Origin of the sequence: Marinobacter sp. NSM (assembly GCF_052380025.1) — a bacterium.
Lineage (GTDB): Bacteria > Pseudomonadota > Gammaproteobacteria > Pseudomonadales > Oleiphilaceae > Marinobacter.
The window spans coordinates 16035-37002 of sequence record NZ_JBQTCK010000001.1 but is presented as its reverse complement, the minus strand read 5'-3'; the positions used below and the strand labels follow the sequence as shown (position 1 = coordinate 37002).

Annotated in this window: 23 protein-coding genes; 2 read left to right on the top strand and 21 right to left on the bottom strand. The window is 57.7% G+C overall.

Annotated features, from left to right (window positions below; all coding sequences use genetic code 11):
- Positions 1-4: 4 nt before the first annotated feature.
- From fliO to ACTZWX_RS00085, 19 genes are all read right to left on the bottom strand, one after another.
- On the bottom strand, positions 5-451 hold the full coding sequence (gene fliO / locus ACTZWX_RS00175; protein ID WP_444712241.1) for a flagellar biosynthetic protein FliO: 447 nt from the start codon (positions 449-451) through the stop codon (positions 5-7).
- 1 nt (position 452) lies between these two features.
- Positions 453-956 carry a flagellar motor switch protein FliN gene (gene fliN, locus ACTZWX_RS00170; protein ID WP_444712240.1) on the bottom strand — a complete coding sequence of 168 codons (504 nt, stop codon included), beginning with the start codon at positions 954-956 and terminating at the stop codon, positions 453-455.
- On the bottom strand, positions 949-1947 hold the full coding sequence (fliM, locus tag ACTZWX_RS00165; RefSeq protein WP_058090166.1) for a flagellar motor switch protein FliM: 999 nt from the start codon (positions 1945-1947) through the stop codon (positions 949-951). Before fliM ends, fliN begins: the two co-directional genes overlap by 8 nt.
- A 40-nt stretch (positions 1948-1987) precedes the next feature.
- Positions 1988-2491 carry a flagellar basal body-associated FliL family protein gene (locus ACTZWX_RS00160; RefSeq protein WP_152437759.1) on the bottom strand — a complete coding sequence of 168 codons (504 nt, stop codon included), beginning with the start codon at positions 2489-2491 and terminating at the stop codon, positions 1988-1990.
- A gap of 180 nt (positions 2492-2671) precedes the next feature.
- Positions 2672-3814: a flagellar hook-length control protein FliK gene (locus ACTZWX_RS00155; RefSeq protein ID WP_444712239.1), complete on the bottom strand. Its 1143-nt coding sequence runs from the start codon at positions 3812-3814 to the stop codon at positions 2672-2674.
- Positions 3815-3899: 85 nt separating this feature from the next.
- Positions 3900-4250 (bottom strand): Hpt domain-containing protein, encoded by a 351-nt coding sequence (locus tag ACTZWX_RS00150; protein ID WP_152437757.1) that lies wholly within the window; start codon positions 4248-4250, stop codon positions 3900-3902.
- On the bottom strand, positions 4243-6036 hold the full coding sequence (locus tag ACTZWX_RS00145) for a SpoIIE family protein phosphatase (RefSeq protein ID WP_444712238.1): 1794 nt from the start codon (positions 6034-6036) through the stop codon (positions 4243-4245). The genes ACTZWX_RS00150 and ACTZWX_RS00145 overlap by 8 nt, the downstream gene beginning before the upstream one ends.
- Positions 6011-6316, bottom strand: a complete 306-nt coding sequence (locus ACTZWX_RS00140) for an STAS domain-containing protein (protein ID WP_058090171.1) — start codon at positions 6314-6316, stop codon at positions 6011-6013. Before ACTZWX_RS00140 ends, ACTZWX_RS00145 begins: the two co-directional genes overlap by 26 nt.
- 133 nt (positions 6317-6449) lie before the next feature.
- Positions 6450-6893, bottom strand: coding sequence for a flagellar export protein FliJ (gene fliJ, locus ACTZWX_RS00135; protein ID WP_444712237.1), 444 nt, complete (start codon positions 6891-6893; stop codon positions 6450-6452).
- Positions 6893-8284, bottom strand: a complete 1392-nt coding sequence (fliI, locus tag ACTZWX_RS00130; protein ID WP_230714313.1) for a flagellar protein export ATPase FliI — start codon at positions 8282-8284, stop codon at positions 6893-6895. Before fliI ends, fliJ begins: the two co-directional genes overlap by 1 nt.
- Entirely contained in the window at positions 8265-9155 is an 891-nt protein-coding gene (locus ACTZWX_RS00125) for a flagellar assembly protein FliH (protein ID WP_444712236.1), read from the bottom strand. The genes fliI and ACTZWX_RS00125 overlap by 20 nt, the downstream gene beginning before the upstream one ends.
- A complete protein-coding gene (gene fliG, locus ACTZWX_RS00120) occupies positions 9155-10201 on the bottom strand; it encodes a flagellar motor switch protein FliG (RefSeq protein ID WP_058090175.1) in 1047 nt (348 codons plus the stop codon). Before fliG ends, ACTZWX_RS00125 begins: the two co-directional genes overlap by 1 nt.
- A complete protein-coding gene (gene fliF, locus ACTZWX_RS00115) occupies positions 10194-11897 on the bottom strand; it encodes a flagellar basal-body MS-ring/collar protein FliF (RefSeq protein WP_444712235.1) in 1704 nt (567 codons plus the stop codon). Before fliF ends, fliG begins: the two co-directional genes overlap by 8 nt.
- Positions 11898-11912: 15 nt before the next feature.
- The gene (gene fliE / locus ACTZWX_RS00110) at positions 11913-12281 is read right to left on the bottom strand and encodes a flagellar hook-basal body complex protein FliE (protein ID WP_444712234.1); all 369 of its coding nucleotides are present in this window, start codon (positions 12279-12281) and stop codon (positions 11913-11915) included.
- A 250-nt stretch (positions 12282-12531) separates the two neighbouring features.
- On the bottom strand, positions 12532-13989 hold the full coding sequence (locus ACTZWX_RS00105; RefSeq protein ID WP_444712233.1) for a sigma-54-dependent transcriptional regulator: 1458 nt from the start codon (positions 13987-13989) through the stop codon (positions 12532-12534).
- A gap of 25 nt (positions 13990-14014) precedes the next feature.
- Complete coding sequence (locus ACTZWX_RS00100; RefSeq protein ID WP_444712232.1) at positions 14015-15253, bottom strand: sensor histidine kinase; 1239 nt, start codon at positions 15251-15253, stop codon at positions 14015-14017.
- A 202-nt stretch (positions 15254-15455) separates the two neighbouring features.
- A complete protein-coding gene (locus ACTZWX_RS00095; protein WP_444712231.1) occupies positions 15456-16904 on the bottom strand; it encodes a sigma-54 dependent transcriptional regulator in 1449 nt (482 codons plus the stop codon).
- A gap of 70 nt (positions 16905-16974) precedes the next feature.
- Positions 16975-17304: an SOS cell division inhibitor gene (locus ACTZWX_RS00090; RefSeq protein WP_444712230.1), complete on the bottom strand. Its 330-nt coding sequence runs from the start codon at positions 17302-17304 to the stop codon at positions 16975-16977.
- A gap of 89 nt (positions 17305-17393) precedes the next feature.
- On the bottom strand, positions 17394-18752 hold the full coding sequence (locus ACTZWX_RS00085; protein ID WP_444712229.1) for a DUF1329 domain-containing protein: 1359 nt from the start codon (positions 18750-18752) through the stop codon (positions 17394-17396).
- 222 nt (positions 18753-18974) lie between these two features.
- Between ACTZWX_RS00085 and ACTZWX_RS00080 the strand changes: the two genes are divergently transcribed.
- Both ACTZWX_RS00080 and ACTZWX_RS00075 read left to right on the top strand, forming a co-directional pair.
- Positions 18975-19457, top strand: a complete 483-nt coding sequence (locus tag ACTZWX_RS00080; protein ID WP_444712228.1) for a DUF6586 family protein — start codon at positions 18975-18977, stop codon at positions 19455-19457.
- Between the two features lie 61 nt (positions 19458-19518).
- The gene (locus ACTZWX_RS00075; protein WP_444712227.1) at positions 19519-19779 is read left to right on the top strand and encodes a hypothetical protein; all 261 of its coding nucleotides are present in this window, start codon (positions 19519-19521) and stop codon (positions 19777-19779) included.
- Between the two features lie 6 nt (positions 19780-19785).
- Here ACTZWX_RS00075 and ACTZWX_RS00070 read toward each other — a convergent pair whose 3' ends face one another.
- Together ACTZWX_RS00070 and lexA are read right to left on the bottom strand one after the other, a co-directional pair.
- On the bottom strand, positions 19786-20277 hold the full coding sequence (locus ACTZWX_RS00070) for a cell division inhibitor SulA (RefSeq protein WP_444712226.1): 492 nt from the start codon (positions 20275-20277) through the stop codon (positions 19786-19788).
- A gap of 40 nt (positions 20278-20317) precedes the next feature.
- Positions 20318-20926, bottom strand: a complete 609-nt coding sequence (lexA, locus tag ACTZWX_RS00065; protein ID WP_058090186.1) for a transcriptional repressor LexA — start codon at positions 20924-20926, stop codon at positions 20318-20320.
- Between the last annotated feature and the right edge of the window lie 42 nt (positions 20927-20968).

Here is a 20968-nt window from a genome sequence, read left to right as displayed (position 1 = left end):
AGCGTCAGTCTTTCCTTTCCGATGCCGACCAGGACTTGCCGATCATGCCCTGTAACCGGCGGGCAAACTCACCGGTGGGAGGGTTGGCGGAATCCACAACCGGGTGGTCGAACACCTGCAGGGTTCGAATGGTGGAAGGGGTAATACCCAGCAATATCTGTTGGCCACCCACCTCCACCAGGGCAATCCGCTCCCGGGCCCCAATGGCCAGCACAGAGACCACCTTGATCGCGTTGTTATTCATGCCGGTCATGCCGTTCATACGCCGGATCAACCAGGCACAGCCGTAGATCACCGCAACAACCGCCAGCAACCCAAGGCCCAGGCTGACAATGGTCCCCAGAGTATCCGGCGCGTTTCGGCCAGCGTCCCGAGCCGGTGCACTGGCCTCCTCGGCGAATGCTGGAACAGCGAAAATAAGGGGCACCAGGCCGTTCAGAAGTCGCACCATGTTACTTCTGCAACCGTTTGATGCGCTCACCCGGGCTGATCACATCGGTCAGGCGGATACCGAACTTTTCATTCACCATCACAACCTCACCGTGGGCAATCAAGGTGCCATTCACCAGCACATCCAGCGGCTCACCCGCCAGTCTGTCCAGCTCAATCACAGAGCCCTGGTTAAGCTGCAGCAGGTTGCGGATTGGAATCTGGGTGTTGCCCACTTCCATGGAGATGGTCACTGGAATGTCGAGGATAACGTCGATATCCGGAGCTTCCCCGCTACCACCCATACCTGCGTCTTCAGGGAATTCTTCCATCGGGGCGGCACGGACATCCTGCCCGGGCTCATCGGCTCCCTCGGCTTCGGCCATCGCGGCTGCCCATTCGTCCTCACGGCCATCCGCATCGCTCTCTTCAGAACCGCCGGTTTCCTCCATGGCAGCTTCCCACTCAGCAGCCAGCTTTTCGTCCTCGCTGAGCTCCTTATCGTCTTTCTTGTCGTCCTCAGCCATTGCGTCCCACCTTCAGTTGTTTCTTTACTTTGGGCAATGTCGCCCGCTCATGAATTCTCAGCGCCAGCTTTCCGTCTCGGGTTCCCAGTGTGGCCTTGTAGATCGGAATTCCATTGGCGGTAACCGTCAAATGCTCGGGCACTTCTACAGGGATCACATCCCCGGCCTTCATCCTGGCAATATCCCTAAGTGATATCCTGCGCCGGCAAACCGTTGTATTGATCGGAACATTCACTTCCTTGATGTCTTCCTGCAGGGCGTTGACCCACCGCTCATCAACATCGTCGATATCGCTCTGCACCCCGGCATCCAGCACATCCCGAATGGGCTCAATCATGGAATAGGGCAAAGCGAAGTGCAGCTCACCACCACCGCCATCCAGTTCGATATGGAAGGTACTGACCACCACCACTTCGCTCGGGCTGACAATATTGGCCATCGCCGGATTCACTTCTGAGCTCAGGTATTCGAATTCCACCTGCAGGACCGCATGCCAGGCTTCTTTCATGTCGTGGAAAACCTGGTTCAGAACCATCTGGACAATACGGGTTTCGGTGGGCGTGAATTCACGGCCCTCGATCTTGGCGTGCCTGCCCTCCCCGCCGAAGAAGTTATCCACCAGCTTGAACACCAGCTTGGCGTCCAGAACGAACAGCGAGGTGCCACGCAGTGGGCGCACCTTGCACAGATTGAGACTGGTGGGCACATACAGGGTGTGAATATATTCACCGAACTTCATGATCTGCACGCCACCGGTGGAGACGTCAGCATTCCGGCGTAAAAGGTTAAACAGGCTGATACGGGTGTAGCGGGCAAACCGCTCGTTGATCATCTCAAGGGTGGGCATACGGCCACGGACGATACGGTCCTGACTGGCCAGGTCGTAGGTCTTTACACCGGTTTCATCAGTCTCTTCATAGGTATCTATGTCACCGTCATCCACACCGTGGAGAAGCGCATCAATTTCGTCCTGTGACAATAAATCCTGCATACCTGACCCTGCCCTGAGATTCGTTTACCCGATCGGGTACCTATTGCACTACAAAGTTTCTGAATAGCACCCGCTTGATCGACGGCTCGCCTTCTTCCTCAAGCACCTGATTAACGGTCGTTAGCAGCTGCTCGGCAAGGGCTGACCGCCCTTCCGGCGTTTGCAGCTCATTGAATTCACTGTTCCCCAGAACCATCACCAACTGACTGCGAATCAACGGCATGTGTGTTTCCGCCGCGGCCAGGGCGGCTGGGTCCGACGCTTCGAGTGACAGGTGAACCTGGGCATAACGCTGGCGCCCCTGGGCCTGAACTGTCGTCACCAGAGGGCGCTCCAGGTCAATATAGCTGCTGGCGACAAAGGCCGGCTCTGCCGGAGAGGCCTGCTGCTCTCCCTCTCCGCCACCTGGAAGGCCTCCCCCAAGGAACCAGAGCGTTCCAGCGACCGAAAGCGCAACCGCCAGAACAATGATCACCACCAGCATGATGATGAGCTTGAGTTTACCTTTCTTGGCGGGTGCCGGTGCAGCAGTGTTCTCAGCCATAATGTCCGCTTTGTCAGATTTTTGTCAGTCAGGCAATCTGCACCTGACTTTCCATGATTAATGCAAGGGGCGGGCCAGAACTCCCATCCCCCCGGTTCAGAACCGCAGTTTAGCGTTGCCGGAGGGGATGGGCAAAGAGGATTGGAGAGTTAACTCAAAGCGGTCAGAAAACGAACAAAATCAGGCAAACACATCCACCTCACCCTTCCAGGCCAGGTCGAGGCCAGCCATCTCTTGCAGGGACTCATCCGTATCTCCGGTCAACGGCCCGCCACTTCCGCCAGCCGACGCATGCTCTCCGGAACCATCTCCCTGCTCACCACCCTGCCTGCCGGGCTGGTCGGAAACATCAAACTGACTCAGAGACAAACCCTGCTCCCCCAGCATATCCCGCAGCCTGTGGGAGTTGAGTTCCAGCTGCTCTCGTACAACCGGGTTGGCGGCATGCACGGTGATGTTGGCCTGGTCATTCTGTACCCGAACCTTTACCTCCATCGGTCCCATATCCGGCGGCGTCAGGTGAATTTCTGCCACAGACATGTTTCGGGCGGTCAGCCAGCTGAGCTTGCCCATCACCTTGTCGCCCCACTCCGCCTGCCCCACGGGCACTTCTACCGATGTGGCATATCCCTTCAAGGGCACAGCAGCCTCTGCCGCCAGCCGTGCGGGCTGGGCCGCCTGTTGTGAAGCAACCTCGAGGGCTGCCTGGAATCTGGGGGCCGACAACAGGTTGGCGGGATCAACCGGTCTTGTACTTTCACCGGCCACGCCGGCCGACAACAGGTCAGTTAGTTGCGTACTCAGATTCATGGTGGCGGTAGTCGGGCCTTGTAGTCCGTTCTGGCCATTGATGGCGCCTTGCATGCCAGCCATCGGCATCAGGGCGGGGTCCATCAGGGGATCGGCATCCGTAGCCGGCAAGGCATTGCCTGCGGGCGTTAGCAAGGACTGCAGACTGGCGAAGGTCATGGTCACTGCATCAATCTGGGCAGGATCGTCCTGTTCGGCCGCCGTGCGCTGTGAACCAGGCTCTTTACCCGCTGTAACCGGGGCGCCCGCCTTATCGGCACTTTCCGAGGCAGTGGACTCTTTGGGCGCATTGGCGTCTTTCTTGTCGGCACGCCGGGCTTCGCGCTTGTCCTGAACCGCTCGGCTCTGGTCCTGACGGTCTGCCTGCTTTTGGTCCAGGCGCTTCCTTTCTGCGCGGGAGACCTCGTCAAACCGAGATTCAGAGCCGGAATCCCGATTGCCCGCCGGTTTGTTGGTCGCTGTGTCCTTCTGTGCCCCCGGCGCTGGCGCCTGGGGAAGAATCATCTGCTGCATGGCAACCTCTTGCCGCTTTATCAACCTGTATTGCCCGCAATCGGGCTCTGAGCAGAAGATAGCAAAAGCGATGCCAGAACAGGTGTCAGGTTGATTCACCGAAGGAATTCAGCCGTGTGGTCACCTCAGAGAATTCCACTTCTATGGCTTTGACAATGGGCTCTGCCGCATCCAGGTTGCCAGCCTTACCCGCCTGCTCAGCCTCCATACACAATGCCCCGAGACACGGCGCACCGATATTGATACAGCTGCCCTTGAAACTATGGGCGGTTTTGGCGAAGGCATCGGCGTCGCCTGCTTCCAGGGTCTGTCTGAGGCTGTCCAGGCGCGTTCGCGAGTCTGCCAGATAGGTCTGAATCAATACTTCAAACTCATCTTCCATGACATCCTGCAATTCAGCCAACGCCTCTTCGTCAAGATGTGGTTTGTCAGTCATCTGCAATCCTCTGCGTATCGTTGTGGCCGGAAGGCGCATTGTCGGCGGGTTCGGTTGACTCCCAATCATAAACGATTTCTACATGATTGCCGCGCCCATGCACCCTCAGCTGCCGGGTCATCCGGCGCAATAATTCAAGGCCGCGGCCCGCGTAACGTGTACCGGGAGGCAACATCTGTTCCAACACCTTCTCAGAATAACTCTCAAAATCAAAGCCCTGCCCGCTATCCTCACAAACCACATGTAACCGACCGCCCGTATCCGTGGGCTGGTGGCTCAGGGCAAACCGGATATAGTGGCCGTTGGTATGGGCCAGTCGACGTCTTCTTTCCTTGTAATAGTGACCAAATCCGTCGGGGGATGTTTTCCAATCCGACGGCAGTTCGAGCACGCCGTGTTCCAGGGCGTTGTTGTAGAGCTCGGACAACAGGGTGTAAACCTCACCGCTCTTGCGACGAAGACCAGGGACCTCCATACAAATGTGTAGCAGTAGGGGTAGCGGGTTGAAATCCGCTAGCGTTCGCTCTCGTACCTCATAGACACAGTGCCAGTCGACCGGCCCGGACAGCGCCGATTCCGGCGCCAGGTCAGTCCGTGCCTGGAGCTGTTCGTGATGAATGATTTCCAGCACACACAGCGTCAGATCATCCGCGGCATCCGGTTTTCCGGTGAACATGCGGATGTGCTCCATCAGCGCATCAAAGGGCTCCCTTGGTGGCTCAAGATCCGCCAGAACCCGGTGCATGCCCTCTTCCCCGAATTGCTCACCCCGGATATTCCGTGACTCCGAGAAGCCATCGGTCATGATGACAACCTGGTCACCAGGTTGCACAGGCAGCACCGTCATGGAGGCCTGGAACTGATCAGGGGCCTGGACCCCCAACGGCAAATGCCGGGAGGGGATGGTCAGGTGTTTGCCATTGGCACGCACCAACCAGCCATCCGGCAATCCGCCATTCCAGGCGCGCAGCTGGCCCAGCTTGAAATCAGCATCGAGCATGGCCCCACAACAGAACATCCCCACCGGCAGGATCTTTTTCAGCTTTCGATTGATCTCAGAGAGAATGTCCGCCGCGCCAAACCCCTTGGTTGCCATGCCGTAGAAAATCTCGGCAACGGGCATCGCACCGATGGCCGCAGGCAAGCCATGGCCAGTGAAATCTCCCAGAAATATCAATGTACCGCCCCCGGGACGTTCCGCCGCAAACAGTACGTCACCATTGAAGACAGACAGCGGGGAAGCGTGGTGGCGAATATGGGGGACATTCAGGCATCCGGTATGGGCAACGTTGTCGAATACCCGCCGGGCGACCATCTGTTCCTCGACCAGTTGTTCGTGCTGTCGGCGGATCTGGTCCCGCTGGTCTGATAACACCTGGTGCATCTTGCGCATGCGATTGAAGGCATTGATCTTGGCTTCCAGGATCACCCGGTTATAGGGTTTCGCCAGAAAATCATCCCCCCCAGCCTCCAGGCAACGGGCCAGCTCAGCGGCATCGGACAGGGAGCTCAGGAAGATCAGGGGGACCAGGCGTTCACCGGCCAGGGCCTTGATCTGCCGGGCCGCCTCCATGCCATCCATCCTGGGCATCAGCGCATCCAGCAGGACGATATCCGGCTGATGATCACAGAACATGGCAACCGCCTCTACGCCGTCCCTGGCCTCAACAACTTGATGGCCAAGTCGCCGAACCAGGGCAGAGAGGATCAGCCGGTCACTGTCGCTGTCTTCAGCGATCAGTACCCTCAGGGCGTCGGCCTCAGCCGATACTGAAGAGTTGCTCAAAATTGGAGATAGAGAGGATGCGCCGGACATCGCTGTTGCAGTTCTCGATAGAGATACTGGCACTGTCTCCACCGGCATGGTCCCGCAACAGGAGCAACATACCCAGGGCGGAGCTGTCGAGGTAAGTGGTGTCGGAGAGGTCGATCACATAACGGTTGACGCTGGCATCACTGTGCTCATAAGCGTCTCGGAAGGCCTGATGAGTGCTGAAATCAAAACGGCCCTCTACCCGGATTGTCAGAGTCTGACCGTCGTCACTCCGGCGCGTTTCTATTGGCATTCCATCACCCCCCGGCCCCTGTGTTCAACGATCATGGCAGTTCTCCCTGTTCAGCTTCTACCGTATCTGGGTAAGCATAGCCAAGTTAGCGAAAAATGCATCTGACATTACTGATTGAGATCAACCCGGCATGTTATCGATTTCGGCGGGCGAAGGCACGGCCGGCGGCTTCATCCGCCAACTTCTGATCCTTCATGTCCTGGTCCCGCTGTTCCTGTTGGCGACAGGATTCAATGTACTTTTCCATGCCCCGACGTCTCTCCCAGGCCTGCTGCCACTCTTTGCGGCGAACCTCGAACATCTGCTCGGCCTGCTGCAACTGGCGGTTCTGCTGGGCAATCACCTGATCGAGCTGGGCAATAAAGGCTTGCCAGGCCTGCAAGCGAGCCACGGGCACCACCCCCTGCTGGTTGGCACGGATCTGGTCACGGTATTCCTGCTGATAGCGTTCCAGGTTTTCCACCTGTTCCCGATGCGCTTCAGCCAGCTTGCGGGCCTCACCCATGCGCTCCAGAGCTTCCTGCTCCTTACGTTCTTCCAGGGCGAGTACCGGTTCCAGCCGCTTCGAGCGTAACATTAACCTTCACCACGCTCAGCGGCGGGGTTATGAACGGCCGTCTTGCGCCGTTCTGGCGATCGGCGCTCCGGAACCACCTCCAGCAACTGTTCTATGCTCTCGCTCAAGGGGGCGGACTCGTTCAGCCCCTGTTGCAGGAATTGCCGCATATTACCGATGTGCTGAATTGCAAAGTCAGTTTCAGGGTCAGAGCCCTTGACATAAGCACCCACACTGATCAGATCCCGAGCCTGCTGGTAACGGGAATACACCTGCTTGAACCGCTGGGCGCGGGAGAAATGTTCGGCTTCGGTAACCTGAGGCATGACCCGGCTGATAGACGCTTCCACATCGATGGCCGGGTAATGGCCCTCTTCGGCCAACCGGCGGGACAACACAATATGGCCATCCAGAATCGCCCGGGCAGCATCGGCAATCGGATCCTGCTGGTCATCGCCTTCTGTCAGAACGGTATAAAAGGCGGTGATGGAGCCACCACCTGGCCGTCCGTTGCCGGTCCGTTCAACCAACTGTGGCAATTTTGCGAAGACCGAGGGCGGATAGCCTTTTGTGGCGGGCGGCTCCCCCACAGCCAGGGCGATCTCACGCTGGGCCTGAGCATAACGGGTAAGCGAATCCATCAACAGCAGCACCCGCTTTCCCTGATCACGATAGTACTCGGCAATACGGGTGGTCAGCATGGCGGCCCGCAGCCGCATCAGCGGCGAATCATCCGCCGGGGCAGCCACCACAACCGAGCGGGCCAGACCTTCCTCGCCCAGAATGTCTTCGATGAACTCCTTTACCTCCCGACCCCGCTCACCAATCAGGCCAACCACGGTGATATCGGCGTCGGTAAACCGGGTCATCATGCCAAGCAGCATACTTTTACCCACACCGCTGCCGGCGAACAGCCCCAGCCGCTGGCCCTGGCCCACAGTCAGCAAGGCGTTGATCGCCCGGATACCCACGTCCATGGACTGCCGAACCGGAGCCCGGTTCAGTGGGTTAATGATGTCTCCTGTCAGCTGAACCCTGGCCTCAGCCTGCAAAGGCCCTTTGCCATCCAACGGATCGCCAGCACCGTTCACTACCCGCCCAAGCATTTGCGGACCCACCGGCACCAGGCTGGCCGACGACAGCGGAATAACCCGGGCGCCGGGCTTCAAGCCCTCGATGGCCGTCAGCGGCATCAGGTAAACCTTGTCTTCCTCGAAGCCAACCACTTCTGCTTCCACACTGCCGCTGCTTTCGCCCTGAATGATGCAACGATCACCCACGACCATCGGGCAGCCAACACACTCGAGGGTCAGTCCCACCATGCGGGTCAATCGACCAGACAATTCCGGTTCGGGTTCAGCAACAATGGCGCCCTGAAGCTGGCGCAGGCGTTCAGCCAGGCGGTAGGTCATCGTCCTCGCCCTGCTCTGTTGCGGCATTCGGCAAATCAGTCTCGGGACTGGTCATGTCCGATTCGCTCAGGACGTCCCGATGAAAATCGCTCCGGTCCACCATGATTGAACCCAGCTCTTCATCTTCGGCGCCGGCGTGATCACTCAACTGCTCCTCAAGCATGCCCTGTACCGCCCGCTGAAAGCGTTTCTCAACGGTGTAGTCCACCAGACTGTGGCGGGACTCTACTTTACATCCGCCAGGCATCAGGGTGTCGTCTTCGATGATTGAGGGACTGACTTCCAACCGACCGGCCACTTCGCGAACCGGCTCAAGATCATCTGGGTGAATATGTATTCGGAGGTTATCGGCGGTGGAAGGCAAGGCCGCAAGGGCTTTACGGACCACCTGGCGAATCTGGGAAGAATCCAGGCTAAGCTCCCGGTAAACCACCGCCCTTGCCAGCACGGTGGTCAAATTGACCAATACAGATTCCAGTTCTTCCTCATGGCGCTGGATCGGCAACACCAGTTCGCCCAGCAAATGCTCCAGGCGATCAACCCGGGATTCCACTTCCTTTCGAGTCGCTTCTTCGGCCTGCTGCTGGCCCTGTTCCCGGCCCTCTGCTTCGCCGGCCTGAAGCCCCTGCTGGTGCCCCTCGGCACGGCCTTTCTCAAAGCCTTCCCGGTAGCCTGCCTCCCGACCTTCCTGAAAGCCGTCTTCCCTGGCCGCCTGACGAATCTCTTCAAGATCCGCCGCTGTCAGCGGTTTGACTTCCTGCTCCTGAACCACCTGGTTGCCCCGTTCATCAAGCAGGGGAAGCTCCCACCGTTCCCAGGCGGTCAGCTGTTCTTTCGGAATGCGATTGGTGTCCTGGTCTGAATCTTTCATCACATCATTTCTTCACCGGCACCACCGAGGGAAATCTCACCGGCTTCCGCCATCCGGCGTGCCACGGTAATGATGTCTTTCTGGGCGGCTTCCACCTCGCTGACTTTCACCGGACCCTTCGCTTCCAGATCGTCCTGCAGAAGTTCAGCGGCACGCTTCGACATATTCTTGAAGATCTTGTCCTTGACCGCATCATCAGCGCCCTTAAGGGCAACCACCAGCACTTCGGAAGATACTTCCCGGAGCAGCGCCTGAATGCCGCGGTCGTCCACTTCCTTGAGGTTGTCGAAGACAAACATCAGGTCTTCAATGGTTGAGGCCAGATCCGGGTCCATGTCCTTGATGGAGTCCATCAGGTTACCTTCAATGCCACGGTCCATGAAGTTCATGATATCCGCCGCCCGTTTGACACCGCCAATCCGACTGGTCTGGGCTGCGGAACCGCCAGAGAACTGTTTTTCGAGAATGTCGTTGAGCTCCTGCAGGGCCTGGGGCTGGATGCTTTCCAGAGAGGCTACCCGCATCATGACATCGAGCCGGACTTTTTCATCCAGGGTTGCCAGAATTTCGGCGGCCTGGTCCGGATCAAGGTAGGAAATGACGATGGCCTGAATCTGGGGGTGTTCGTAACGGATAATATCGCCAACGGCCCGTGGCTCCATCCATTTCAGGGTATCCAGGCCCGTGGTGTTGCCGCCCACCAGAATCCGGTCAATCAAACTGGCGGCTTTGTCATCGCCCAGGGCCTGGGTCAGCATGGCCCGGATGTAATCGTCATTACCAACCCCGAGCCCGGTCTGGCCGCCCACGGCTTCGACAAACTGGTTCAACACAAAGGTGACGTCGTCTTTACTGATATCCCTCATCTGGGCCATGGCAACGCCCACACGCTGAACTTCTTTCGGGCCCATGTGTTTGAGCACCTCGGCGGCATCTGCCTCGCCCAGGGACATCAACAGTATGGCCGCCTGCTCGACACGCGGAATCTTGCGCTGCTGTTTTCTAGGGGTGTTATCCCCCTGGAACTGAGCGTTCTCTTCAGTCATCGACATTCACCCACTGGCGCATGACCTGAGCGACCCTGGCCGGGTCTTCCGCAATCAGGCCTTTGAGAGCATTCAATTGCCTATCATAACTATCTGTGGCACCCGGCAAAAGCAGATCATCCTGGGCTGACATGGCGTCTCTGAGCGCATCGCCGCCCTCGATTCCATCCAAGCCACCGTAACCACCACCGTCAGATTCATCACCGCGCTCTTTGGTTCCCGCGCCAGAAAGGCTCTTAAGCGTGGGCCGTAGCAAGCCTAACACCAGAATCAGAATCACCAGGCCGGCCAGAACCTGCTTCATCAGGTCCCAGAACCAGGGCTGCTCCCAGAATCCAGGCGTGTCAAACTCCACCGATTCTTCCGGCGAAAACGCCGTGTTCATAACCGTCACACTGTCGCCTCGGGCGGCCGAGTAACCGACCGCATCCCGCACCAGCATACTCAGGCGCTGAAGTTCGGATTCCGGCCAGGGCTCATAGGTAACCTGCCCGGTTTCCGGGTTCACCACCTTCATGTCATCCACTGCCAGGGCAACGGTTACCCGCTTGATACCGCCCAACTGCTGACGTGTATAGCTGACGGTGCGGTCCAGTTCATAGTTTCGGGTGGATTCACGACGCACATTCACCGGAGGTGCCGCGGGAGCACCATCGCCTTCCTGGCCTGCTGCCTGTTCAGGCACGGTTGCATTGCCCGGAGGCTGGTTGCTCAAGGCACCCGGAATGCCACCGTTCGCACCGGCACCGCGTTGTTCACTCAGCTCACGTTCGCTGCGCACCGCCTGCTGTTCCGGGTTATACAGTTCTTCCGCCCGCTCCACGGCGGAGAAATCGAGATCTGCGGTGACTTCCGTACGGAAGCGTCCATTGCCGACAATCGGGGCGATCATTGACGCCACCCGGCGCGAAAGACGGTCTTCAACCCGCGCCGTATACTCGTACTGGTCTTTCATCTGGTCGGCATTAGCCCGGGTTTCGTCCCCGGTCAGCAGATTGCCGTTCTGATCCACCACCGTGACTTGTTCCCGGCTCATCATCGGCACACTGCCGGCGACCAGGTTAACAATGGCGCGGATCTGTTCCTGTTCGGGCCGGCGACCGGCAAACACTTCCAGGAACACCGACGCCGTTGGCTCTCGGGCATCCCGGATAAACACCGAACGCTCGGGAATGGCCAGGTGTACCCGGGCATTGCGTACACCACGCATGGTGGCGATGGTGCGGGCCAGCTCACCCTCGAGACCACGGCGATAGCTGATGGTTTCCATGAACTGGGAGGTACCCAGCCCCCGGTCCTGATCCAGCAACTCGTAACCGATGGTACGCCGATCGGTCACCCCTTCGGCGGCCAGTTTCAGGCGGGCGTTATGAACTTCATTAGAAGGAACCAGGAGCGCGCCAGTGCGCGGATCCATCCGGTACTTGATGCCATTGCTGTCCAGAATGGTCGTGACATCCTGTGGGTTGTAAGCAGAGAGATCCCCCACAACCGGCTGGTAGTTGGGCTCCTGGGCCCAAAGCACCACGGCAACCCCTAGCGCAACACTGGCCGCCAGGCCGACCATCAGGCCAACCTGTCGTAACAGATTCAGGCGGTTGAAGCCCAGCAGAAGGTTGCTGCGGCTTTCAGGTGCATCCGCGTCCTGGGTTGCCGGCACGTCAGTGGCAGTGGTTTGTGCTGGTACGCTTGCCATGCTGGTGCTCCGTTATCAGATCGGCATATTCATGATGTCTTCGTACGCTCGTACCACCCGGTTACGCACCTGGGTGAGCGCCTCGAAAGACACACTGGATTTCTGGGCGGCAATCATCACTCGGGTGATATCGACATTGGGGTCGCCCATGTCGAAGGCCGTGCGCAGGTCGTTGGCCTGCTTCTGGGCATCATTCACACTGTTGACCGCATTTCCCAGCATATCGCTGAAACTGGGAATTTCCCGGGGTTCCTGAACGTTGCGCGGGCCGTCAACACGGCCACGAACCGATTGATCCTGCTCAATACGCTGGTTCTGCATCATCTGGGAACGCAGGGAACGGATATCTGACAGAACACTGTTGATGTCGGCACGCTGAACCATATTTCTCTCCACGCTAACCAGGCTAAGCCCTCGGGCTTCACTTGTTCGTTACATGGATAGGGCCAAGCAAATGACAGGCCAGAAACACTTTATCGTTTAAATTCAATATATTGAGGATCGTTAATGTCAAAGAGGGTTAATCAGTGACGGACATTTGACGAAGACAGGTAGTAAGGACAGGCGTATAAAAAACGGCACCCCGTAGGGTGCCCGAAGGAGTATAGGTCAAGACAACAAACAAAAACGGCTTTCAGGCCAACGCAAGTTCGGACTCAAGGTCGATCCCGGCATCGCGCATCTGGGCCAGTTTGTAGCGGAGCGTTCTGGGGCTGATACCCAGCTGCTCTGCGGCCCGATTGCGACGGCCTCGTTCTTTCTTGAGCGTCTGGATAATGATACGGAACTCCTGCTGTCGCAGATCATCCCCCAGTGAACCGGCCTCGTGAAGCTCTTCACTGAGCGTTTCCGGTGCCGACTCCATAGGAACGGAATGGAGGGGGTCGGGCTCTGACGGCTGGTGATTAATCTGTGGTGCGACAGTGTGCAAACCCGGTGAGCCGAAATCGGCCCGGCCAGTGATCCCCAGCTCCAGGCACAAATCGCCCTCGTGAATCACATTGCCCTGCTGCAGCACCAGTGCCCGCTGAATGGCATTATCAAGCTCGCGAACATTACCGGGCCAGCGGTGGCTGATCAGTGCCTTGCGCGCATCCTCCGCCAGAGCAATACCGGTAAGCTTCATTTTACGGCAGTGCTTCTTGAGCAGGAATTTGGCCAACGGAAGAATATCCAGCGGTCGCTCCCGCAGCGGCTGCCAGTGCATGGGGAACACCGTTAGCCGGTAATACAGGTCTTCACGGAACTTACCCTCGCGGACGTAATCCGCCAGGTCACGGTTGGTGGTTGCCACGACACGAACATCCAACGGGATGGTCTTTCGTCCTCCTACCCGCTCCACTTCACGCTCCTGCAACACCCGTAGGAGTTTAGACTGCAAGCCAAGCTCCATTTCGGAAATTTCGTCCAGCAGGATGGTGCCGCCATTGGCCTGCTCAAACTTGCCCGGGGACGACGCCACCGCACCGGTGAAGGCACCTTTTTCATGACCAAACAGTATGGCCTCAAGCATGTTCTCGGGAATGGCGGCACAGTTAATCGCCACAAAGGGCTGATCTGCCCGGGGCGACTGCTGGTGAATATAGCGGGCCAGCACTTCTTTACCGGTGCCACTCTCGCCAGAGATCATGACCGTGGAATCACTGCCGGCAACTTTCGCCGCCAACTGGAACATTCTTTTGCTGATCGGATCTTCCGCCACCGGTTCGTCACCGGATTTTGGTTTCGCGCCTCCCACCACCTTGGTGACCGCCTCCACCAGAACCTGGGGCTCGAAGGGTTTGACCAGATAATCAATGGCTCCGGACTGCATGGCAGACACCGCGTGGCTGATCTGGCCATAGGCAGTAATCAGCATCATCGGTAGCCCGGGATAATGGCGCTGCACTTCCGCCAGCAACTCATGGCCTGACATGCCCGGCATGTTGACATCGCTGACCACCATATCGACGGGGTCGCGAGCCAGGGCGGCAAGCGCCTCCTCGCCGTTGGCAGCTTCCCGCACCCGGAACTTGGCCAGCTCCAGGGTGGTGACCAGCGCCTCCCTCAGGTCCCTGTCATCCTCAACGATCAGAATCTGGGCCTTAGCCATGGTATCTGCCTCCAACGTCTATTCGTTATGCTCTGTCGGCCAGGGTCGGCAGCTGCAGTGTCGCCACTGCGCCGCCCTGCTCCGGCGAGAAAATAGAAAAGCGGCCGTTATGGGCCTTGACCACCGCCTGCACCACGGCCAGGCCTAGACCGGTGCCGTGAGACTTGGTGGTGTAAAATGCTTCGGTGATCCTGCCGGACTGCTCTTTCGAAAAGCCCGGGCCATTGTCCAGCACCCGTATCTCCATACCTTCAGCGGAGGACGCCAGTTGAACTTGCACATCGGTGGCACCGGCTTCCAGGCTGTTGTTCACCAGGTTCATGCAGGCGCCAACCAGGGCATCGCGGTTACACATCAATCGGCACTGGTCATCTACCCGGCTGTCCAGTGTCACATCAATACCACTGGCGGGTTTCAGACCCTCAACGGCCGCGGACAGGGAGGCCATCAATTTGCCGGCCGACAACTCCTCCGCCAGGCGGGTTTCGCCACGGGCGAAAATCAGCATGTCCCGCACCTGCTGCTCCAGGTGAGTCAACCTCGACATCAGTCGTAAAGCACACCGCTGACGCAGCTCTTCGTCCAGGTCCGGCTGGCTCAGGTGACCGCCGTATAAAATGGCGGCAGACAACGGAGTGCGGATCTGGTGGGCCAGAGACGCCACCATCCGACCCATGGCAGACAGGCGCTGGGCATGGGCCAATTGTGACTGCAGCTGCCGGGTCTCAGTCAGGTCGGTTAACAGAATCAACTGGCCGGGCTGGTTTTCCATGGTCCGGATTTCAATGCTGACGCGCCGGCCATCTTTGAGGGACACCTCGTGACCGTCATCGCTGCGGGGAGAAAAGCAGCGCCGGATCACATCCACCCAGCGCTCGCCATCCAGGGGCTCCCCCAACAGCGCAATAGCCGCCGGATTGCACTGGCTGACCACGCCCTGCTGATCCAGCACCACCACGCCAGCCGGCAACGCCTTGAGCAGAGTCGACAACCGGTCGGCCAACTGTTCCTTTTCCTCCAGCTCCTGCTGACGCTGAAGCGTCTCGTGGGAGAGTTCACCGGAAAGCTGGTTTACGCGGGATTCCAGGGTTCGGTAGGAGTCGGTAATCTGCCGGGACATGCGATTAAACAACTCAAGCGCAGAGTCCACGGCCTCATCACCCTGTTGTGGAAACAGAGCGGTGACCTTGTCATTAACATCAGCAGCGGCATTGGCACCTGACTTCTGGTGACCGGATTCCATGGCAACGCGTGCGTGACTCATAACCTACCCCCTGACGGGCCCCGACCGGGCCAACGGATCTTTCGTTCAGGTTTGATTAAGCCAACACTATGCCAACTTGGTTTTTGCTATATTTTTTAGAAGGTTAAGAAAACGACGAACTGGAAAACGACAAGTTTCCGTCGGTCGAAAATGCAAGCGGCGCCGAAGGTTACAAACCTTTGACGCCGCTCAGGGAGCGCGATCAACCTTCGTCTGACTCTTCCCGAAGGCCATATTTTCGGACTTTCTCCACCAGGGTGGTACGGCGAATTCTGAGTTTCTCGGCCGCCCGCGCCACTACGCCGGCAGCTTCATCAAGCGCCTGCTGAATAAGCTGCTTCTCCAGATTGGAGAGGTAGTCCTTGAGATCGATACCATTCACCGGTAACAGGGCCGGCGCATCCAGGCCCACCAGCCCGGGAATGGCCGATGGCATGCCGGTGTCCTCCACTGGGCGGTTCTCGTCATAGTCATCCACGTAGCGAAACTTCTTGGGCAGCTCCTGCACACCAATCACCCCGTAGGGATGCATGATGGCCAAGCGCTCAACCAGGTTGGCCAGCTCCCGCACATTGCCCGGCCAGTCATGGCGACACAGACTCATAATGGCAGCGGAGTTCATCCGCAGTGAGCCGCGCTTCTCTTTCTCCATCCGGGAGATCAGCTCATTAATCAGCAACGGGATGTCTTCCACCCGTTCCCGCAGCGCCGGCATTTCAATGGGAAATACATTGAGACGGTAATAGAGGTCTTCCCGGAAATCGCCGGATTCAATCATGTCTTCGAGATTCTTGTGAGTGGCGGCAATCACCCGCACATCCGCAGACTGGGTACGGTTACTGCCCACACGCTCAAAGGTACGCTCCTGCAACACCCGCAGAATTTTAACCTGCATGTTCAGCGGCATATCCCCGATTTCGTCCAGGAACAGGGTGCCCCCTTCGGCCAACTCAAAACGCCCTACCCGGGCGGTAATGGCGCCGGTAAAGGCTCCTTTCTCATGCCCGAACAGCTCGCTCTCCAGCAACTCTGCTGGAATGGCGCCGCAGTTGACCGGCACAAACGGCTTATCCCGGCGGGAGGAATGATAATGCAGGTTACGAGCGACCACTTCCTTGCCGGTACCGGATTCACCGGTGATCAGAACGCTGACGTCTTTATCAGCCACCTGCTCCATCAACTGGCGCACCTGCTGAACCTTGCGACTGGTGCCCACCAGACTGCGGAACAACTGAACACCCCGCTGCTGCCCCCGCTCCTTGCTGCGACTGAACTGGTCGTGGTAAATCTGGGCCCGGTAGAGTGAATCCACAAACTTGGTGTAGTTCAGGGGCCATTCCATCCTGGCGATAATACGGTTTGCATCGTCTTCCGACACGCCCTTAAGGTCCGGGTCACCCACCAGAAGAATCGGCAGCCCCTTGGCCAGTTTGCACACTCTCTGCACATGCGCGGTGCTGGCGGCGTCTTCGCCGTTGATCACGGCTACGCCGATACTTTCTTTGGTCTGCTCGTCGTCGCTCTCCAAAAGCGCCAATGCTTCGTCACCGGCCAGCACCTGCTCTTCGCCGACAAATTCCAGAATGGTGATCAGGTCCCTGCGCCTGGAGTCATCCTCACTCAGCACCAGCACTTTGTTATTTTTGGACATTCACGAGAATCTCTTTGGGAATTTGTGCGGTATTTAAGACTGTATAAGCTCAGGAGTCAATTTTATGACGCTATCTTTGGCGGTTTGTTGAAACGTTCTGATAAGCACGGGCCGCCGTACGGTTTTCATTGACGCCCTTGAGCGATTCCCGGGCTTCATCCCGGGCCTTGATTGCGGCCTGGTTTGCCGCTTCCACAAACTGATTCAAGGCGTCTAGTCGATCCCTGACCAGGGCCGCATCAATGCGCCCCTGTTCCAGCGCCACCATTAACGGTTCAATTGCGGGTTTAACACGGGCATTCAGTCCCGCAAGTTGCTCCCAGTCCTGGGCAGCGAGGGCCTGGTCCAGCTCGGACCGGAGTTGATCAAGACTTTCAAGAAGAGCCTGGGGGTCTGCCATGCGATGTACTCCACGTTTTGACGGGATGTTGGAGCCTGGCAGTTGGTTGAGGCGGGTGCCGCCCATAAGCAGGCAGCACCCGGGGAGGTTTACCGGCGCGCGGCCCTGCGGGCGGCGGCAGCGGAAAATTCGTTGCCCCGATACCCAGGCTCGAAATTGTAGGCCGGGTAGCCGTTATCCAGGCCATCGATGTAATAACGCTGTGCTTTCAGATCATACGTCATTTCCATGGTGGTCCAGAAGACCGGCACACTGTAATAAACAATGTTGTGTGCTTCGGATACACGCCAGAGTTCACCAGCCTCGTTATATTCTTCCGTGGCCAGAATCTGCCAGCTGTCCTCATCAATGTAGTAAACACGGCGATCATAGATATGGCTGATGCCGGTGCGTCGCTTCGCCTCGACCACCCACACCCGGTGAAGCTCGTATCGGGTCAGGTCCTGATTGATGTGGTTCGGCCGGATCACGTCATTTGGCCGAACACTTTCATCGTGCAGTTTGTAGGCGTTGTAGGGAACGATCAGTTCACGCTTGCCCTTAAGTTCCCAGTCGTATTGGTTGGGGGCACCGTTGTACATGTCCTTCTGGTCGACTGAACGCAGAGACGAAGAGTTCGGCAGGTCCGTCTCATAGGCCAGATTCGGGGACCGGCGCAAACGGCGGGAACCGGAATCGTAACGCCATGCCAGCCGCGGTGAGCGAACCTGGTCAAGGGTTTCATGCACCAGGGTAATGGTGCCAGCCAGGCTGGACGGCGCGACGGTTTCGGTTTTCAGGTAGAAAATCTTGTTATCGATGTCTTCCAGCTCAGCGCCGGGGCGACTGTATGCAAAGAAATAGTCGTACTGGTTGACGACCGGGTTGAATGAGCCGTCGCGCTGCGGCGTAGCCGATGCACTGCGGAACGACAGTTCCTCACCCCGGTACCGGAGAATATGGTTCCAGATCGCTTCCAGACCGTTCTGTGGAATGGGGAACGGACTGGTCATGATGGTGTCTCGAACACCGTTACCGTTATCCAGGAGTTCAGCTGTCAGAGCGTTCTGGTAAAACTTCTCGAAGACATGCTCGGGGAACGCTGCTGTTCGGCGGGTCTGGTACACCGGCATGAAAAATTCCGGGCCGTACTGCTCCAGCATCTGGATGTGGCCGTCCGACAGTACGTCCCGGTACTGGTCCAGATTGTCACGGGTGATAATGTACAGCGCTTCGTCTTCCGGGAACGGATTAATCTCTACGGTGCCTTCGCGCCAATTGGCCGGGGGTGAAACCAACCCGCCAGTCCATGCCGGAATAGTGCCAGACTCGTTACCCGCACGTTCTGCACCCACTGGTGTGAGATCATTCTTCAAACGCTCGGCCTCGGCCGGCGACACCTTGGCCAAGACAGGACCTGAACACCCCAATACCGCCGCTGCAATAGCAGCAATTATCCGGTTCCGCATCCTCATTACCTCCAATAATGGACCATAAGACGATCAAAGCTTGTTCAATCTGTGCGCCTTTGTGCCAGTTTCAAACGACCGTTTCAAGTGATTGTTTGTAGTTTCTTGTGAAATGCAGCTATTCCGGGGAGCCCAGGGGAGGAGAAATTTGCGCGCAAAAATGATATACTCTGACGGTTGTTCTGATTGGACTCTTGAACGCTCACGTAGTGCGGGTGGTAGATGGCATCACAATGGTACTCACTGGTAGCCCAAAAGCTTTTTCTGGCCAACACCTTACTCGCCAGGCTTGAGTCGGACACCAAGCGCTCCGCTGCGGAAACGGAAGCGCTGTCTCAGGGCTCCGCCGAGCTCCTGCTGCGGGCAAGGCAAACGCTGCTGGTCATGATTGCCCGATACCATCAGCATAAAGCCGAAAAACCACAGACACTGGAGGAACTGGAAGCGCTGTTTCCTTACGAGGTACACGAGACCCGGCTTTTAAGAGAACTGGCGGAGACATCAGGAAGCTGGTGGAACCATCTTGACCAGGTTGAATCAGCTTTGAGCCAGCCTCCGACCACACGCAAGAATGTTACGAAAGAGAATATCATTGCGGTTTCCGTCGAACAGGGCCCGGACCGTTCCGCCGCAACACTCAGAAAGACTCTGGCGGCCATGACTGAACTGGCCAAACGGCTTGAGGAACAACACAGCGAGTGGTAGCCCCATCCTGTTGGCTAAATTCCCGCACCGAATCGAATACACCAAGACAAAGGTTGAACGAATGTCACCATCGTTTTTTGAAATCGTACAGCTTGCCAATGGCGACTACGCCTTGCGCCGCATTGATGACGACGCAGCACCGTTGGTGCGCATTTCCTTCTCGCAGGAGGCGAGGGAAATGATGGAAGACCGCGACATGAGCATTGCCAAGGCGATGATTGCAGCAGGGATTGAGGCCGCTGGCAATATCGCACACGATATTGACTGGGACGATGACGACAATGATCTGGCCGAATCCCAGCCCCGATACACCCTCCACTGAACTCCTTTACCGATGACGCAGCACCACGCCGTGGCTGCTACCTTGCGCCGAAGCCTTTTGAAGGGACTCAAAGGCTGAACGCCCGAGCTTGTTAGTCCAGAGCACCACCGCATGACAGGTTCCAGCACTCAAAGCCCGCTCTGCCAGCTGCTGTGCGGAGTAATCGTTGGTTGAGCGCAATACCAGCAACTCACTGGCCACAATACCGTGCATTTTCTGCCACTTACCAACCAGGGACTGTGGCGGGTCAATCAGGGCCAGCCAGCGCTTCTCCTGGTTCAGCTGGGTGAGCATAGGGAGCAGCAACTGGACATTCTCTACCTGGCCTTCAGGAAGAATAATTTCCGTCACGTTACCGCCAAAATCCCTGGTTCCCCGACCGACGTCTGACGAAGAGTCAAGGGCTGTGGCCCGTGCTTTTCCTGTAGACACCGTGCGGGCGGGCATGATGGCCGCCGGCTGGAACGCCATGTTCTGAGTGAAGCTTAACTGTTCCATTGCTCACCTACCTGCGCTAATCGTTTCTTATTGCTGGTTATCAATGCAAATCTGATCGGCGGATCACGCCCACACCCAGACCTTCGATAAACAACTCCTGTTCAGCCAGATCAATTTCAATCGGGGCGAACTCTTCGTTCTCCGCAATCAACCAGACCTTTGAGCCGTCCCTGCGAAACCGCTTTACCGTCACTTCTTCACCAACCCTGGCCACAACCACCTGCCCGTTATGAACATCCTGAGTGCGATGTACTGCGAGCAGATCACCGTCGAGAATGCCAATGTCTTTCATGCTCATGCCGCGCACCCGGAGCAGGTAATCGGCGGATGGCGAGAAAAATTCCGGTTGCAAAGTACAGTGCTCTTCAATGTGTTCCTGGGCGAGAATCGGGCTACCCGCCGCAACCTGGCCGACAACCGGTAACCCCGGGTCCTGCTCCACTTCCGGCAGTCGAATCCCCCGGCTGGCGCCAGGCACCATTTCGATGGCGCCTTTCCTGGCCAGGGCCCGCAAGTGCTCCTCTGCCGCATTGGCGGAGCGAAACCCCAGTTCGGCAGCGATTTCTGCCCGCGTTGGCGGGTAACCGGTTTCGTCTACGTACCGCCGGATGATATCCAGCACCTGGGACTGTCGCGCGGTCAGCTTCATGCATGTACTCCGGGTTTTTCATCCTGGTTTTATATACAGTGA